Genomic DNA, 16,683 nt, shown 5'->3' with positions numbered 1-16,683 from the left:
AAACGCTAGTTAATGAACTAAACAACCGGATCGGAAACCGAAATAATCGGTGTGCTGCGCAACATGGCCGCGCGGGCCGCGGGCTCAGGCGCCCGTGCTGCCGGTTGCGCGGTGCGCGAGGACACTCGGCCGGTCGCCGCGCACGCCGAAGCGCGCGATCAGCGCCGGGATCGCGTCGGCCGGCACGGGGCGGGAGAACAGGAAGCCCTGCGCCTCGATCTCGCCGAGCGCGGACAGCCACGCGATCTGCTCCTCGGTTTCGGTGCCTTCGACGACCACCGTCAGGCCGAGCGAGCGCGCCAGATGCACGATCGACGACACCATCACGCACACGCTGCGATCGTTCGGGATCGCCTGCACGAACGAGCGGTCGACCTTCAGCGTATCGACGGAGAAGCGGTGCAGGTACGACAGCGACGAATAGCCGGTGCCGAAATCGTCGAGCGCGATCCGGATGCCGAGCTTCTTCAACGCGACGATCTTCTCGGACACGAGCTCCGGATATTCCATCATCGCGGTCTCGGTGATCTCGATTTCGAGTCGGTTCGCCTCGATGCCGGTGTCCTGCAGCGCCTGCGAAATCGTCTCGATCAGGTCGCCGCGCCAGAACTGCACCGGCGAGATGTTGACCGCGAGCGTCAGCGTGTCGTGGCCGTCGTCGCGCCAGCGCGCGATCTGTTCGCACGCGGTGCGGATCACGAAGTCGCCGATCGGCACGATCAGGCCCGTCGACTCGGCAATCGAAATGAACTCGTTCGCGGAGATGATGCCGTGCTCGGGGTGATCCCAGCGCGCGAGCGCCTCGAAGCCGGTGATCGTGCGGTGCGTCAGGTCGATCTTCGGCTGGTAGGCGAGGAACAGCTGCCCCTCGGCGAGCGCGACGCGCAATTGCTGTTCCCAGCGCATCAGGTGGTCCGCGCGATGCGACAGGTGCGGCGCGTAGAACTGGTAGCAGTTCTTGCCCGCGTCCTTCGCGCTGTACATCGCGAGGTCGGCCTTCTTCAGCAGGTCGATCTCGCTTTCGTTCGCGACGGTGTGCAGCGCGATGCCGATGCTCGCGTGCAGCACGAACGAACTGCCGCGCACGTCGAACGGCTCGGCGAACATCCGGATGATCGCTTCCGCGAGCCGCACCGCGCGCCGTTCGACGTCGTCGCCCTTCATCACGACGACGAACTCGTCGCCGCCGATCCGTGCGAGCGACCCTTCGTCGCCGACGGCATCCGACAGGCGCGACGCGGTCATCTGCAGCACGATGTCGCCGGCGTTGTGGCCGAGCGTGTCGTTGACGGTCTTGAAGTTGTCGAGGTCGATGAACAGCAGGCCGAGCCGCGACAGGCTGGCCGGCATCGACACGTCGTTGCGCAGCCCGCGCAGCGTCGCATAGCGGTTCGCGAGGCCGGTGAGGAGGTCGTATTCGGCGAGCTGGGTCATCTCGCGCTCGCGGCCGAGCAGTTTGCCGATCAACCCCGTCGCGACGCCGAAGAATGCGAGCATCGCGAGCGTGATGAAGCTCGTCATCAGCAGATAGACGTTGCGCGTGTGGTAGTAGTCCGCGAATTCCTCGGACTGCGACAGCCCGACCATCACCGCGAGCGGATAGCCGTCGAGGTGGCGGTACGACACGATGCGCGTCACGCCGTCGATCGGGTCGATGATCGTGCCCGTCACGCGCTCGGCGATCGGATAGACGCCCGACGCGGAGAACGCACCGGGCGCGTTGTTGAGCGAGCCGGTTCGCCGCGCGAGGACGGTGCCCGTGTCGGACACCACGGCGATCACGCCTTCCTTGCCGATCGCCGCGTTGTTGTAGAAGTCGTTCGTGAAGTAGCTCGGGTCTTCCGACACCACGACGATGCCCGCGAAGCTGCCGTCCGGATTGTTCAGGCGCCGCGTCATCTGCAGCGTCCAGTGGCTCGACACGCGGCCGAGCACGGGCTTGCTGATGTACAGGCGATCGTCGTTGTGCGCGAGGTGGACCTTGAAGTGCTCGCGGTCGGCCAGGTTGATCGGCTTCGGATGGAGTTCGGCCGTGTTCGCGAACAGGACGCCCTTCGCGTTGACGAGCGAAACCTGGATCAGCGTGTCGCTCGGCACGACGCCTTTTTCGACCGCGCTCGCGAGGTTGAAATGCGCGGGCGATTTCTCGAATTCGAACTTGACGAAGCGGGTGATCTGGTCGACCTGATGGATGGCCTTGACCGTGTGCTGTTCGAGCGCGGACGACAGGATCGCCGCGGAAGCCGCCGCTTCCTTGTATGCGCTGTCCTTTTCGACCGACAGCCGCGCGACGATCACCGCCCACAGCAGCGCGAGCGCCAGCATCCCGAGCAGCGGGATCGCGAACAGCGCGCGCCGGCGCGACTTGCGCGGCGCGCGCAGCGGTCGGGTCGGCGGCGTGTGGTTTGACCGGGCGGAGCTCATCTGAGAGGGCGGCGTCCTGCTCGCGTGCGTCATCCGTCAGGATGGCTGGCTATGGTTCGGGTTGTCCCGACGTCTGTTCGTTCGCGGGACACGCAACCATGGACAGACCTCCGAAACAACGGATTAGGCCCGATATTACTGGCTGGAACGTTTTTGCGATAGTTGGGCGAATCGTAGGGGCGCCGGGCGGGCCGGCGCCAGCGCACATCGCGAAATGTTACACGGGCGACCGGAAGGTGCCGTCGACGACCGTGACGACGTGGCCGCCGATCCACGTGGTGCCATCTTCGTCATAGCTGACGGAGATGCGGCCGTCGCGGCCGATCGCCGTACCCTGGCGGGCCGTGTACGACGGGCCGGGGCGGCGTTCCTGCCGCGTCAGCAGCCCGGCCAGCGCGGCGTTTGCGCTGCCGGTGACCGGGTCCTCGCCGAAGCCGAAGTTGCCGCCCGTCATCAGGCAGCGGATTTCGAACGTCGCGGGGCCGCCTTCGGCGTGCGGCGCGTAGACCGCGAGGCCGTCCATACCGTAGCGGTGCGTGAGCGCCTCCAGCGCGGCCGGATCCGGCGACAGACCGATGCACGCGTCGGCCGACTTCAGCCGCACGACCAGCCACGGCGCGCCGTTGTCCACCGCGCACGGCTCGGCTTCCAGGTCGATCGCGTCGCTGCGCAACGCGGCAACCAGCGCCGCGTAGTCCGAACGGTCGAGCGGCGTGACGCGGGCCGGCGGCGCGGCGAACGCCCAGCCGCCGGCCTGCTCGCGCAGCGCCACCCGGCCGACCCCGCACTGCTGGATCAGCCGGCCCGGCGTGCGCGGCCGCACGCCGCTTTCCAGGAACGCATGCGCGGTGCCGAGCGTCGGGTGGCCGGCGAACGGCAGTTCACCGGCCGTCGTGAAGATCCGTACGCGGTAGTCGGCGTCCGGATCGGTCGGCGTGCAGACGAACGTCGTTTCCGACAGGTTCGTCCAGCGGGCGATCTCGAGCATGGCGTCGTCGCCGAGCGAATCGGCGTCGAACACGACGGCGAGCGGGTTGCCCTTGAACGGCACCGACGTGAAGACGTCGACCTGCTTGAAGCGGACGAGACGACCGGTCATCTCGATGCGCCCGTTACGCGACTTCGGCGATCAGTTCGATCTCGACGCACGCGCCGAGCGGAATCTGCGCGACGCCGAACGCCGAACGCGCGTGCTTGCCTGCGTCGCCGAACACTTCGGCGATCAGTTCCGACGCACCGTTCGTCACGACGTGCTGTTCGGTGAAGTCGAGCGTCGAGTTGACGAGGCTCATCAGCTTCACGATGCGCGTGACCTTGTTCAGGTCGCCGGTGTGCGCGTGCAGCGTCGCGAGCAGGTCGATCGCGATCGAGCGGGCGGCCGCCTTGCCGTCTTCCGTCTGCAGATCCGCGCCGAGCTTGCCGGCCCAGACCTTGCCGTCCTTCTTCGCGATGTGGCCCGACAGGTAGACCGTGTTGCCGCTTTGCGCGCTCATCACGTAGGCGGCGGCCGGTGCGCCGGCGGTCGGGAGTTCGATGCCGAGCGACTTCAGTTTGTCGTAGACGTTAGCCATGTGTTCGATTCCTCGTTGAGAGTCGTGACAGGAAAAAGGGGATCAGAGACGCTCGCGCAGCAGCTTGCCGAGACGCGCGACGCCTTCCTCGATCTTCTCCGGCGGCACCGTCACGAACGACAGGCGCAGCGTGTTCTGCTGCGGGTCGTTCGCGAAGAACGGCGCGCCCGGCACGAAGGCGACGTGGTTGGCGACCGCGGCTTCGAGCAGCTTCATGCTGTCGATCTGCGCGGGCAGGTTCACCCAGATGAACATGCCGCCGTCCGGGCGATTCCACGTGACGCCTTCCGGCATGTGGCGCGCGAGCGACGCGAGCATCGCTTCGCATTGCGCGCCGTACAACTGGCGGATCGTCGGGATGTGCTCGTCGAGGAAGCCGTCCTTGATCACTTCGTGCGCGATGCGCTGCGTGAGCGTCGGCGTATGCAGGTCGGTGGCCTGCTTGGCCTGCACGAGCTTGAAGTGGAGTTCCTCGGGGGCAATGATGTAGCCGATCCGCAGGCCCGGCGCGAGCACCTTCGAGAACGTGCCGAGGTGCACGATATGGTCGGGCGCCATCGACAGCATCGTCGGCAGCGGCTCGCCCTGGTAGTTCAGCGCGCCGTACGGGTCGTCTTCCAGCACCGGGAACGGGCTCGACTGCGCGAACGCGGCGAGCGCGCGGCGGCGCTCGACGGGCAGGCGGCGGCCGGTCGGATTCTGGAAGTTCGGCTGCGCGTACAGCAGGCGCGCGCCTTGCGTCAGGTCGGGCGTGAGGCCTTCGGGCAGCAGGCCCAGCTCGTCGGTCGGCACCTGAACGTAGCGCGGCTCGTACAGCGAGAACGACTGCAGCGCGCCGAGGTAGGTCGGGGTTTCGACGAGGATCGGGCTGTCCGGATCGATCAGCGCCTTGCCGAGCAGGTCGAGCGCCTGCTGCGAGCCGGTCGTGATCAGCACCTGCGACACGCGCACGCTGTAGCGCTCGGCGATCCATTCGCGTAGCGGCAGGTAGCCTTCGGTCGCGCTGTACTGGAGTGCGGCGGCGGGCGCATCGCGCAGCACGCGGTCGGCCGCGGCGCGCATGCGTTCGGCCGGGAACGTCGCGGGAGCGGGCAGGCCGCCTGCGAACGAGATGACCTCGGGGCGTTCCGTGACCTTCAGGATCTCGCGGATCGCAGAGCTCGTCAGCTTGCGGGCGCGTTCGGAAAGCTGCCAGTGCGGCGGATGCAGGTCGCTCGGATTCATAGTCTCCTCGTTCGGATATCGTGGTCAGTCAAGAAAGGTCGATCGGGCTGATCGCGTCGACGCGGCCGGGTGGGCGTGCGGGAGCGCGACCGGGCCGTCGCGGCCGGGTGGGCAAAACCGTTCAGGCAAAGCGAACATTATGGCGCACCTCATCAACCGGCGCGAGCGGGACGCGGGGCCGTGGCCACCGCCGAGCGCCGGCCGAGCATCACGGTCGCGATCACGGCGGCCGCGAACAGCCACGTCGACGGCGTCACCGTCTCGCCGAACAGCAGCGCGGAAAAGGCGATCGTGAAGAAGATCTGGAGCAACTGCACCTGGCCGACGCGCGCGATGCCGCCCATGGCGAGTCCGGCGTACCACGCGAAAAAGCCGATGAATTGGGAAAAAAGGGTCACGTAGCCGAATGCGAGCCACGTGCGCAACGCGAGCGGGGCAGGGTGCGCGACGTGCTGCGTCCACGCGAGCCAGCCGACCGGCAGCACCAGGAACGGTGCGGACACGACGAGCGCCCAGCAGATCACCTGCCAGCCGCCGATCTGGCGCGCGAGGCGCGCGCCTTCCGCATAGCCGAGCGCGCCGATGCCGACCGCGACGAGCATCAGCGCGTCGCCGGCCTGCACCGTGCCGCCGCCGTCGCGCAGCGCGAACGCGATCACGAGCGCGCTGCCCGCCAGCGCGCTGGCCCAGAACGCCTTCGACGGCCGCTCGTGCGACAGCCACGCCGCGTACAGTGCAACGAACAGCGGCTGCAGCCCGTTGACGACCGCGCCGTGCGAGGCCGGCACGGTTTTCATCGCCCAGGCGGAAAACACCGGATACGCGATGATCACGCCGGCCGACACGACCGCGAGGCTTTTCAGCTGCGCGCGGGTCGGCAGCCGTTCGCGGCGCCACCACAGCAGCAGGCCGGCCGGCGCCGACGCGGCGAGCGCGCGGCCGAGACCGTTCAGCAGCGGGTTGAGTTCGGAGACGACGATACGCGTCATCGGCAGCGTCAGGCTGAAGATCATCACGCCGATGAGGCCGAGCAGCATGCCCCGGGTTTCGCGCGAATTCATGAAATGGGTGTCTCCGTATTGCGGGCTTCGTGTAATCGAGGGGCGGCAGCGGCATTCAGCGCAGCGTGCGTGCGCCTTGCGGCGTGTCGAATTCGGCGACGAGCCCCGGCGGGCCGTCGCCGGTGTCGAGGTCGAGCAGATGGCCCGCGCCGAGCCAGTCGAGCTGCTCGCGGATGACGTCCGCACGCGGGTGGACGCCCTTGAGCGCCTTCAGTGCGACGCCGTCGTTCGGCAGCGATTCGGCCGGATGGCGCGGGCTGTCCCACTGGATCAGCGATGGCACGAGGCCGTCGCCGGCGCCTTGCCAAGCGGGGAACGCGCCGTCGTCGGGCACCGTGAGGCCCCAGCTCAGGTCGCCGCGCCGCATCGCGACGACCGGCGCGATGCGCGCCGGGTACTGGCGTTGCCACATCGCGAGCTGGCGCGGGCGGTCGACGCGTGCGACCCAGTGCGCGAGGAACGGGCCCTGCGCGAGCCGGGCATGCATCGCCGGATCGTCGAGGCCGAACAGCCGCGCGCGCGGCGGCGTGGCGTCGTCGCCCGTGGCGGGCGCATCGGGATCGATCGCGATCACTTCGAGGTACAGCCCGCCCCATGCGCCGAACAGCGCGTTATGGGTGCGCATCAGCGGATGGCGGCCGCCGCCGGCCGGTTCGATGCCGAGCGACGCGGCGACATGGCGCACGCCTTCGTCGAGCGTGCGCGCGGCGATCACGAGATGGTCGAGGGTCAGGGAGCGGGCTGGCATGAACGTCGGTCGGGAAGCGAAAGTGTCATGGTAGGCGGGCGATGCGCCGGGCGGTTGCGGAACCGGCCGGTGCCCGGGCCGCGATACGGGCCCGGCGGTGCGGCGCCGCGTGCGGCAAGGCCGCGACGGCGGCCGCACGATCGCCATTCCGGTCAACTGTAATCGTCGGCACCGGCACAGTAACGGTACAATCGGCGCGATAGCCTTCGGTACAGTTGGAGTCGCCGCTCATGTCCACCGTCCCACTCGCCCAGATTCCCGCGCCGCACGATACGGCCACGCTCACGCTCGTCGACCAGCTCGTCCAGTGGGCGCGGCGCCGCATCGACGAACGCGTGTTCCGGCCCGGCATGCGCATGCCGTCGATCCGCAAGCTCGCGCTCGACAAGAGCGTGTCGCGCTTTACCGTGGTCGAAGCGTACGAACGGCTCGTCGCGCAGGGCTATCTCGACTCGCGACGCGGCTCGGGCTTCTACGTGCGCGAGCGCACGGCCACCGGCCCGCAGCCGGCCGACAACGTGGTGCGCGTGGCCGAGGCCGCGCCCGTGCACAACACGATCGACGTCGTCTGGCTGCTGCGCAACATGCTGCATACCGTCAGCCCGGAAAAAGGGCCGGGTCTCGGCTACCTGCCGGGCCGCTGGCTCGACGGCGAGCTGATCACCGGCGCGCTGCGCGCGCTCGGGCGCCAGTCCGGCGCGCAGATGCTCGGTTTCGGCACCGCGCAGGGCTTCCTGCCGCTGCGCCAGCAATTGCAGACGCGGCTCGCGGAAGTCGAGATCGGCGCGAAGCCCGAGCAGCTCGTGCTGGTGTCGGGCATCACGCAGGCGATCGACCTGATCTCGCGGATCTACGTGCGGCCCGGCGATGCGGTGATCGTCGGCGATCCCGCGTGGTTCCAGATGTTCGGCCGCTTCGCGTCGCAGGGCGCGCAACTGGTCGGCATGCCCTATACGCCCGACGGCCCCGATCTCGACGCGCTGGAAACGCTCGTGCAGATGTGGCGGCCCAGGATGCTCGTGATCAATTCGGTGTTGCAGAATCCGACCGGCACGTCGCTGTCCGCCGCGCAGGCGTTCCGGATACTGAAGCTTGCCGAGGCGTACGACTTCCTCGTGGTCGAGGACGACGTGTACGGCGACCTGTGCCCACCGAGCTATCCGGCCACGCGACTCGCGAGTCTCGACCAGCTGAAGCGCGTGATCTACCTGGGCAGCTATTCGAAGACGCTCGCGGCGAATTTGCGGGTCGGCTATGTCGCCTGCGCGCCGGAGATCGCGAAGGCGGTCACCGACCAGAAGATGCTGGTCGGGATGACGACGCCCGAGCTCAACGAGCGCGTGTTGTACAAGATCCTGACCGAAGGGCATTACCGGCGACACGTCGAGCGGCTGCGCGCGCGGCTCGACGGCGTGCGCGACAAGACCGCGCGGATGCTCGAGCGTACCGGGCTGCGGCTCTTCACGATGCCGGCGGCGGGGATGTTCCTGTGGGCCGACACGGGCGTCGATTCGGACGCGCTCGCGGCCGCCGCGCACGAGGAAGGGTTCCTGCTGACGCCGGGAAGCCTGTTCTCGCCGCAGCAGTCGTCGTCGACATGGACGCGCTTCAACGTCGCGAACTGCGGCGATCCGGCACTGCCGGGGTTTCTCGCGCGCTATATCGAAGCGGCGGCGCGGCGCGCGTCGTGACGGCGGGCGGCGCACCGCCCCTTGAAATCCGGTCGCCCGTCCCCAGATACCCGCGCGAACCGCTTGCGCCAGGCGGTCGTCCTTGACGGGCCCGCCGGCATCGCGCGCCGGGCGCCCGCGCCACACCATTCAAGTTCATGTAAGAGGAAACAGCATCCATGGCACACGAAACGATGAGCTTTCAGGCAGAGGTCAAGCAACTCCTCCACCTGATGATTCATTCGCTCTACAGCAACAAGGAAATCTTCCTGCGCGAACTGGTGTCGAACGCGTCCGACGCGGCCGACAAGCTGCGTTTCGAAGCGCTCGCGGACAACGCGCTGTACGAGAACGATCCGAATCTGCGCATCCGCATCGGCTTCGACAAGGCCGCACGCACGATCACGATCGAGGACAACGGCATCGGCATGAGCCGCGACGAGGCGATCGCGAACCTCGGCACGATCGCGCGTTCGGGCACCAAGGAATTCTTCACGAAGCTGTCCGGCGACCAGCAGAAGGACGCGGCGCTGATCGGCCAGTTCGGCGTGGGCTTCTACTCGGGCTTCATCGTCGCAGACAGGATCACCGTCGAGACGCGCCGCGCCGGCCTGCCGGCGAACGAAGCCGTGCGCTGGGAAAGCGCGGGCGAGGGCGATTTCACAATCGACGCGATCGAGCGCGCGCAGCGCGGCACGACGATCACGCTGCATCTGCGCGAAGGCGAGGACGAGCTGCTGTCGTCGCACCGCCTGAAGTCGATCATCCAGAAGTACTCCGACCACATCGCGCTGCCGATCCTGATGCAGAAGGAAGAGTGGGATCAGGAAAAGGGCGAGATGGTCCTGAAGGACGAGGACGAAACCGTCAACCAGGCGAGCGCGCTCTGGACGCGTTCGAAGAGCGACGTCAGCGACGAGCAGTACACGCAGTTCTACCAGCACATCGCGCACGATCACCAGGATCCGCTCACGTGGACGCACAACCGCGTCGAGGGCCGCAGCGAATACACGCAGCTGCTGTTCGTGCCGGCGCACGCGCCGTTCGACCTCTGGAACCGCGATTACCGCGGCGGCCTGAAGCTGTACGTGAAGCGCGTGTTCATCATGGACGACGCCGAGCAGCTGCTGCCGCAATACCTGCGCTTCGTGAAGGGCGTCGTCGATTCGGCCGACCTGCCGCTGAACGTGTCGCGTGAAATCCTGCAGGAAAGCCGCGACGTGAAGGCGATCCGCGAAGGCGTGACCAAGCGCGCGCTGTCGATGCTCGAGGAACTCGCGAACGCGGAAGAGGACGCCGGCAAGGAAAAGTACAAGACGTTCTGGAGCGCGTTCGGCCAGGTGCTGAAGGAAGGTCTGGGCGAGGATCACGCGAACCGCGAGCGGATCGCGAAGCTGCTGCGCTTCGCATCGACGCACGGCGACACCGACGCGCAGGACGTGTCGCTCGCCGACTACGTGTCGCGCATGAAGCCCGAGCAGAGCAAGATCTACTACGTGACCGCCGATACGTGGCAGGCCGCGAAGAACAGCCCGCACCTGGAAGTGTTCCGCAAGAAGGGCGTCGAGGTGCTGCTGCTGACCGATCGCGTCGACGAATGGATGCTGTCGTTCCTGCATGAATTCGACGGCAAGCCGCTCGCGAGCGTGGCCCGCGGCGATCTCGACCTCGGCGAGCTGAACGACGAGGAAAAGAAGGCGCAGGAGCAGGCGGGCGAGGCGATCAAGCCGGTCGTCGAGAAGATGAAGGAAGCGCTCGGCGACAAGGTGAAGGAAGTGCGCGTCACGTTCCGCCTGACCGATTCGCCGTCGTGCCTCGTCGCGGACGACAACGACATGAGCGGCTACCTGCAGCGGATGCTGAAGGCGGCCGGCCAGAACGCGCCGGCGATGCAGCCGATCCTCGAGATCAACCCGGAGCACGCGCTCGTGAAGCAGCTGAACGCCGACAGCGCCAATTTCGGCGACTGGTGCCACCTGCTGTTCGACCAGGCGTTGCTGGCCGAAGGCGGGATGCTCGACGATCCGGCGAGCTTCGTGAAGCGGACCAACGCGCTGCTGCTGTCGCGCACCGCGTGAACGCGCGGATGCGATTCGACGGCGCACGGGCGGGCTGGCGCGAAACGCCCCGGCCCGGCTGCACGCTCGATCAGCGCGACTGGCTGACGCGCGGCGGTTCGCTGACCGCGCATCTGGCGCGCCTCGGCAGCGTGAGCGTGCGCGTGACGCGCGAGGCCGTCGACTGTCCGTGGTTCGACGAACCGGACGCGCTCGACAGTGCGCCGCGCGCGCCGATGTGGGTGCGCGAGGTGATCCTGTCGGTCGACGGCATGCCGTACGTCGCCGCGCACAGCATCGCGCCGCTCGCGGCCAGCAAGGGTGTCTGGCAGGCAATGCGGCGGTTGCGCACGCGGCCGCTCGCGGAGCTGCTGTACAGCGATCCGCAGGTGGAGCGCTCCACGCTCGTCAGCCGGCGCGTGATCGCCGGTCATCCGCTGTATGCGCTCGCGAGCCATGCGTTGCAGGGCGCGCGGGCGCCACATGCGTTCGCCGCGCGGCGCTCGGTGTTCCAGCGGCACGGCAAGCCGTTGATGGTCACCGAATGCATGCTGCCCGCGCTGTGGCGCCATCTCGATGCGCACGGCGACGGGCCGCGATCCGCCGGGCCGCGCGGAGCGGCGTGATGCTGCAGGGCTTTCCGCCGGTCGTCGGGCCGCATACGCACACGATGATTCTCGGCAGCTTTCCGGGCGAGGCGTCGCTCGATGCCGCGCAGTACTACGCGCATCCGCGCAACCAGTTCTGGCGGTTGCTCGGGGCGGTGCTCGGCGAGCCGGGGCTGCACGAGCTTGCGTACGACGCGCGGCTCGAGCGCGTGCTTTCGCACGGCATCGGCATCTGGGACGTCCTCGACGCCTGCCACCGGCAAGGCAGTCTCGATTCTGCGATCCGGAATGCGAAGCCGAACGACTTCGCGTCGTTGCGCGCGCATGCGCCGTTGCTGAAGAAAGTGTGTTTCAACGGCAAGACGGCAGGGCGGTTTGCCGACGTGATCGGCCAGGCCGGGTACGACACGCTGGTGCTGCCGTCGTCGAGTCCGGCGAATGCGATGCTGTCGTTCGAGCAGAAGCTGGTGCAGTGGCGGGCGATTCTCGCCTGACATCGATCCGGATCGCGCGCGGCCGTCGCCGCGGCGCTCAGTCGTCCTTGCCCCATCTCCACCTGGGCTTTTCGCCCTTGATCCAGCAAACGGCGGTCAACAGCGCGACCAACACCGCGATGCATGCAGCGTATGCGATCGGCGACCGGTGCGGCGGCACCAGCCACGCGCTCGCGATGATCCCGATCGCGAACAGCAGCAGTACGACCCAGCCTTGCCAGGCAATCGGCAACCCCCATCCCCATCCGTAGCGCTTCGCCGGAAACCAGATCCTTTTGCCGTTCGGGTTCATGCGTTCTCCTTCGATCACCGAGCGCAGCGTAGCGCCAACCGGCTTCGAAGTCACGCAGGGCAGGGTGGGCGGCACGGCCGCCATCCCCCACCAATGCTATCCTCTCGTCCGCTCATCCAGCGTCACCCAGCGAGATTCAATCATGACCCGACTGATCAAGCGCGCGTCCGCCGAGGCGCGCGCGTTCAAGCAACGCAAGCCGGCCGCCTACAACGGCTCCGACAAACTCCAGCCGGCGCGCGTGAAACGCCGTCCGGAGATCGACGAACACGACGACGTGCCCGTCCTCGAGGCGCCGCGCAAGCCGCGCTTCGCGCCCGTCACGTTCTCCGAAGAGCGCGGCGTGCGCTTCCTGCACTTCGGTACCGAATGGGTGCAGGGTGCGATGCGGATCTCGAAGCCGCTGCACATCGAGCTCGAATACGCGCAGCAGATGATGGCGTGGCTGCTGTTCCTCGAAACGCCCGAGCGGATCGTCCAGCTCGGGCTCGGCACCGGCGCGCTGACCAAGTTCTCGCATCGCTTCCTGCCGCACGCGAAGGTCGAGGCCGTCGAACTGAACCCGGCCGTGATCGTCGCGGCGCGCACGATGTTCGCGCTGCCGCCCGATGACGCACGCCTCGTCGTGCACGAAGCCGACGCATGGGATTTCGTCAACGATCCGGCCAACCGCGGCACGACGGGCGCGCTGCAGATCGACCTGTACGACGCGACCGCGCGCGGTCCGGTGCTCGACAGCGTCGCGTTCTACCGCGCGGTGCGCGGCTGCCTCGCCGACGCGGGCATCGCGACGATCAACCTGTTCGGCGACCATCCGAGCTTCGTGCGCAACATGAAGCATCTGAACGCGGCGTTCGACCATCGCGTGATCGCGCTGCCGGAAGTGCACGACGGCAACCGGATCGCGATCGCGTTCTCGGGCCCTGCGCTCGACGTGTCGTTCGCGCAGCTGGAGGCCCGCGCGAAGCTGATCGAGGACACGCTGAAGCTGCCCGCGCGCAAGTGGGTGAAAGCTTTGAAAGAAACGATCGGCGCACGCGAATCCTCGTTCGCGATCTGACGCTCATGCACCGGTCGCATGCCGGTGCAACCAGCCTGACTGGGGGCGGATCACCTCGGGTTCGCCCCTGCTTGACCGCTCGCTCGCGGCTCCTATACTGGCGCGAAGCCAGGGGAGCCGCAGCTTACCCGTTTTGCCCCTCCTCTCGCCGCCGTACCCGCTTGACAAGATCGATAACCGGGAAAGATGAGGAGACGTCATGGCTCACGATGCCGACGCCAATCGGGCCGCCAAGCGCTGGCTCTGGCTGCTGGTGCTGCCGCTGATCGCGATGGTCTGGGTGCCGTCGTACAGCAGGATCGAACCGCAATGGTTGGGTTTTCCGTTTTTCTACTGGTATCAGTTGCTGTGGGTGTTCATTAGCGCGGTGATCACCGCGTTCGTGTATTTCAAGACCAAGAACGCGTGGAAGGCGAGCGGCCCGCAAGGAGGTGCGCGATGAACCTCGGCGCAACCTTCGTCTTCGTCCTGCTCTTCATCGGCGTCACGATCATCGGCTTCCTGGCCGCGAACTGGCGGCGCGGCGATCTCGCCCACCTCGACGAATGGGGCCTCGGCGGACGCCGCTTCGGCACGATCGTCACGTGGTTCCTGCTCGGCGGCGACCTTTACACGGCCTATACGTTCGTCGCGGTGCCCGCGCTCGTGTTCGGCGCCGGCGCGATGGGCTTCTTCGCGTTGCCGTACACGATCCTGATCTACCCGTTCGCGTTCGTCGTGTTTCCGAAGCTGTGGAGCATCGCGAAGCGGCACGGCTACGTGACGGCCGCCGACTTCGTCAACGCGCGCTACGGCAGCCGGATGCTCGCGCTCGCGATCGCGGTGACGGGCATCCTCGCGACGATGCCGTACATCGCGCTGCAGCTCGTCGGCATCGAAGTCGTGATCGGCGCGCTCGGTTTCGACACGACCGGCTTCATCGGCGATCTGCCGCTCATCATCGCGTTCGCGATTCTCGCCGCATACACGTACACGTCGGGGCTGCGCGCGCCCGCGATGATCGCGATCGTGAAGGACATCCTGATCTACATCACGATTGCCGCGGCGGTCATCGTGATCCCGGCGAAGCTCGGCGGCTTCGGCCATATCTTCGCGTCGGTGCCGCCGGCGAAGCTGCTGCTGAAGGCGCCCGACGCGGCGAGCCTGAACGGCTACAGCGCTTACGCGACACTCGCGATCGGTTCCGCGCTCGCGCTGTTCCTGTATCCGCACTCGGTTACGGCGATCCTGTCGTCGGCGTCGGGCAACTCGATCCGCCGCAACATGGCGATGCTGCCCGCGTACTCGTTCGTGCTCGGCCTGCTCGCGCTGCTCGGCTACATGGCGCTCGCCGCGGGCGTGAAGGACATGCCGCAGTACGCGCCGTACTTCAAGGCGTTCGGCCCGAACTTCGCGGTGCCCGCGCTGTTCCTCGAGTATTTCCCGTCGTGGTTCGTCGGCGTCGCGTTCGCGGCGATCGGCATCGGCGCGCTGGTGCCGGCGGCGATCATGTCGATCGCGGCCGCGAACCTGTACACGCGCAACATCCACCGCGAGTTCGTGAACCGCAACATGACGCACGACCAGGAGACGCACGTCGCGAAGCTCGTGTCGCTGATCGTGAAGGTCGGCGCGGTGGCGTTCATCCTCGGGCTGCCGCTGACCTATGCGATCCAGCTGCAGCTGCTCGGCGGGATCTGGATCATCCAGACGCTGCCCGCGATCGTGCTCGGCCTGTACACGCGGCTGCTCGACCACCGCGGCCTGCTGGCCGGCTGGGCGGCAGGCATCGTGTGCGGCACGTGGATGGCGGTGTCGCTGAAGCTTGCGAGCTCGATCTTCACGATCCACCTGTTCGGCCTCGCGATCCCCGGCTATGCGGCCGTGTGGTCGCTGGTCGTGAACCTCGTGGTGTCGGTGGTGGTCAGCGTGCTGGTGCGCGCGATGGGCATGGCGCATGCGGAGGACCGCACGCGGCCGGAGGATTACCTCGACGTCGTCGAGAGCTGAACGCACCCGAGCTGTTGCAGTTTCGACACGGCGCCCGCGACGCAAATCGCGGGCGTTTTGCATGGTCCGCCGCGAACGCCCCGTGCGGCCGTGCTTCCGTTCTCGTTGATCTCCAAGCGATTCTAGGATGACCGCGCCGCGGTGAAAATCGGTGTATGACCGATTGGAAGAGGCGCTTGCCGATTGTCAATATTGCGTCCCGCCCGGCCCACGCCGGGTGATTCGATCTCGACACGATTCGACTACATGAGGGATGCAATGATGAAGATGGGGTTGCTGGTGCTCGGCCTGTGGTGCGCCACGCTTGCCGGTTGTGTGAACGCGTACTACCGGTGAGGCCAACGATGAGAGTCCTGTTGATGTGGGTGCTCGTCGCCCCGATCCTGCTCGCCGGCTGCGCGAACATGTATTACCGGTGATGGTGGGCCCGATGAAAACGATCTTGCCGGCCGCGATGTTATGCGCGATGCTCGCCGGCTGCATTTCAGTCTACGGTCCTGGACAGCGGTACGCGGCGCGCGATGCGCCGTCGGAGCAGCAGGATACGTCCGACCGCGCGCACGGCGCCGACGATGCGTCGGGCATCGTGATCGGCAATCGCAAGTACGACGAAGTATGGACGGCCGTCGCGCAGTTCTATGCGGACCACAAGCTTGCCGTGCGCGTCAGCGATCGCGACGCGGGCCTTCTTGCCGCCGCCTATGCCGATTATCCGAACGCGGGCAATTTCCTGGATTGCTCCGCGCTGAAGCAGACGTCGAACGTCACGCATACGCTGAAGGTCGTGACGCGCATCGACGACGCCACGCAAGGCGTGACCGTGTCGATCGACGTCGCGGGCACGGCCAGCGTGGTCGCGGCCGGCAAGCAGAAGAGCGCGCGCGTCGCGTGCCATTCGAACGGCACGCTGGAGCGGGCGCTGGCGGAAGTGCTGCGCAAGTAGCGAGGCCGCCCGGATCCCGGCGCTTGCGCGGCGGTCCGGGCGGCGCGGGTGCGTTACTGTCCCGCGCGTTTCGCGAGATCCTCGCGTTGCGAGAGGTCTTCGACGTTGACCATCCAGTGCACGCCGAAACGATCCTTCGCCATCCCGAAGCCGAGCGCCCAGAACGTCTTGCCGAACGGCATCGTCACTTCGCCGCCGTCGGCGAGCGCATTGAACAGCTTCTGACCTTCCTCGACCGTCGCCGGGTTCAGCGACAGCGAATAACCCGAATGCGTGCCGCCCGGCTGGCTGCAGTCGCCGTCCGAGCACATGATCATCGAGTCGCCGATCGTGAAGCTCGCATGCATCACCTTGTCGCTCATCTCCGGCGACATCGGGTAGTCGGGATTCGGCGGCGCGTCCTTGAAGTGCATCTTGAACATCGTCTTCGCGCCGAGCGCCTTTTCGTAGAACTGAAGGGCCTCTTCCGCGCGGCCGTAGAACGTCAGATACGGTTGGACTTGCATCGTTGTCTCCTGTTGACCGGCCCGGCGTGTCGGTGC

Annotated in this window: 16 protein-coding genes; 8 read left to right on the top strand and 8 right to left on the bottom strand. The window is 67.2% G+C overall.

Annotation, left to right across the window (positions count from 1 at the left end; all coding sequences use genetic code 11):
- Positions 1-84: 84 nt before the first annotated feature.
- The 6 genes from WS45_RS32515 to WS45_RS32490 form a co-directional block, all read right to left on the bottom strand.
- Positions 85-2,424 (bottom strand): bifunctional diguanylate cyclase/phosphodiesterase, encoded by a 2,340-nt coding sequence (locus WS45_RS32515; protein ID WP_059527386.1) that lies wholly within the window; start codon positions 2,422-2,424, stop codon positions 85-87.
- Between the two features lie 217 nt (positions 2,425-2,641).
- Entirely contained in the window at positions 2,642-3,523 is an 882-nt protein-coding gene (locus WS45_RS32510; protein ID WP_059703455.1) for a PhzF family phenazine biosynthesis protein, read from the bottom strand.
- A 13-nt stretch (positions 3,524-3,536) separates the two neighbouring features.
- Positions 3,537-3,995, bottom strand: a complete 459-nt coding sequence (locus tag WS45_RS32505; protein ID WP_006478174.1) for a RidA family protein — start codon at positions 3,993-3,995, stop codon at positions 3,537-3,539.
- Positions 3,996-4,037: 42 nt separating this feature from the next.
- On the bottom strand, positions 4,038-5,219 hold the full coding sequence (locus tag WS45_RS32500; RefSeq protein ID WP_059600352.1) for an aminotransferase-like domain-containing protein: 1,182 nt from the start codon (positions 5,217-5,219) through the stop codon (positions 4,038-4,040).
- A gap of 152 nt (positions 5,220-5,371) precedes the next feature.
- Positions 5,372-6,280: a DMT family transporter gene (locus WS45_RS32495; RefSeq protein ID WP_059703450.1), complete on the bottom strand. Its 909-nt coding sequence runs from the start codon at positions 6,278-6,280 to the stop codon at positions 5,372-5,374.
- Between the two features lie 55 nt (positions 6,281-6,335).
- Positions 6,336-7,028: a VOC family protein gene (locus WS45_RS32490; protein ID WP_059703449.1), complete on the bottom strand. Its 693-nt coding sequence runs from the start codon at positions 7,026-7,028 to the stop codon at positions 6,336-6,338.
- A 230-nt stretch (positions 7,029-7,258) separates the two neighbouring features.
- Between WS45_RS32490 and WS45_RS32485 the strand changes: the two genes are divergently transcribed.
- From WS45_RS32485 to WS45_RS32470, 4 genes are all read left to right on the top strand, one after another.
- Positions 7,259-8,719 (top strand): aminotransferase-like domain-containing protein, encoded by a 1,461-nt coding sequence (locus WS45_RS32485; RefSeq protein WP_059703499.1) that lies wholly within the window; start codon positions 7,259-7,261, stop codon positions 8,717-8,719.
- 158 nt (positions 8,720-8,877) lie between these two features.
- Positions 8,878-10,776, top strand: a complete 1,899-nt coding sequence (gene htpG, locus WS45_RS32480) for a molecular chaperone HtpG (protein ID WP_059689430.1) — start codon at positions 8,878-8,880, stop codon at positions 10,774-10,776.
- A gap of 8 nt (positions 10,777-10,784) precedes the next feature.
- A complete protein-coding gene (locus WS45_RS32475) occupies positions 10,785-11,381 on the top strand; it encodes a chorismate--pyruvate lyase family protein (protein WP_059689448.1) in 597 nt (198 codons plus the stop codon).
- On the top strand, positions 11,381-11,857 hold the full coding sequence (locus WS45_RS32470) for a DNA-deoxyinosine glycosylase (protein ID WP_059689429.1): 477 nt from the start codon (positions 11,381-11,383) through the stop codon (positions 11,855-11,857). The genes WS45_RS32475 and WS45_RS32470 overlap by 1 nt, the downstream gene beginning before the upstream one ends.
- Before the next feature lie 37 nt (positions 11,858-11,894).
- Here WS45_RS32470 and WS45_RS32465 read toward each other — a convergent pair whose 3' ends face one another.
- Positions 11,895-12,149: a hypothetical protein gene (locus WS45_RS32465; protein ID WP_059689428.1), complete on the bottom strand. Its 255-nt coding sequence runs from the start codon at positions 12,147-12,149 to the stop codon at positions 11,895-11,897.
- Between the two features lie 142 nt (positions 12,150-12,291).
- Here WS45_RS32465 and WS45_RS32460 point away from each other — a divergent pair, with 142 nt between their 5' ends.
- From WS45_RS32460 to WS45_RS32445, 4 genes are all read left to right on the top strand, one after another.
- A complete protein-coding gene (locus WS45_RS32460; RefSeq protein WP_059689427.1) occupies positions 12,292-13,209 on the top strand; it encodes a hypothetical protein in 918 nt (305 codons plus the stop codon).
- A gap of 199 nt (positions 13,210-13,408) precedes the next feature.
- Complete coding sequence (locus WS45_RS32455; protein WP_059703448.1) at positions 13,409-13,651, top strand: DUF3311 domain-containing protein; 243 nt, start codon at positions 13,409-13,411, stop codon at positions 13,649-13,651.
- The gene (gene mctP / locus WS45_RS32450) at positions 13,648-15,198 is read left to right on the top strand and encodes a monocarboxylate uptake permease MctP (RefSeq protein ID WP_059527358.1); all 1,551 of its coding nucleotides are present in this window, start codon (positions 13,648-13,650) and stop codon (positions 15,196-15,198) included. The genes WS45_RS32455 and mctP overlap by 4 nt, the downstream gene beginning before the upstream one ends.
- Before the next feature lie 430 nt (positions 15,199-15,628).
- Positions 15,629-16,141 carry a hypothetical protein gene (locus tag WS45_RS32445; RefSeq protein ID WP_156437357.1) on the top strand — a complete coding sequence of 171 codons (513 nt, stop codon included), beginning with the start codon at positions 15,629-15,631 and terminating at the stop codon, positions 16,139-16,141.
- Positions 16,142-16,194: 53 nt separating this feature from the next.
- On the opposite strand, the gene WS45_RS32440 is transcribed toward WS45_RS32445, so the two are convergent.
- Positions 16,195-16,647 (bottom strand): VOC family protein, encoded by a 453-nt coding sequence (locus tag WS45_RS32440; RefSeq protein WP_059527353.1) that lies wholly within the window; start codon positions 16,645-16,647, stop codon positions 16,195-16,197.
- Positions 16,648-16,683 lie beyond the last annotated feature (36 nt).

The organism is Burkholderia sp. RF2-non_BP3, assembly GCF_001522185.1.
GTDB classification, from domain to species: Bacteria; Pseudomonadota; Gammaproteobacteria; order Burkholderiales; family Burkholderiaceae; genus Burkholderia; species Burkholderia diffusa.
This window is presented reverse-complemented; position numbering and strand designations above follow the sequence as displayed.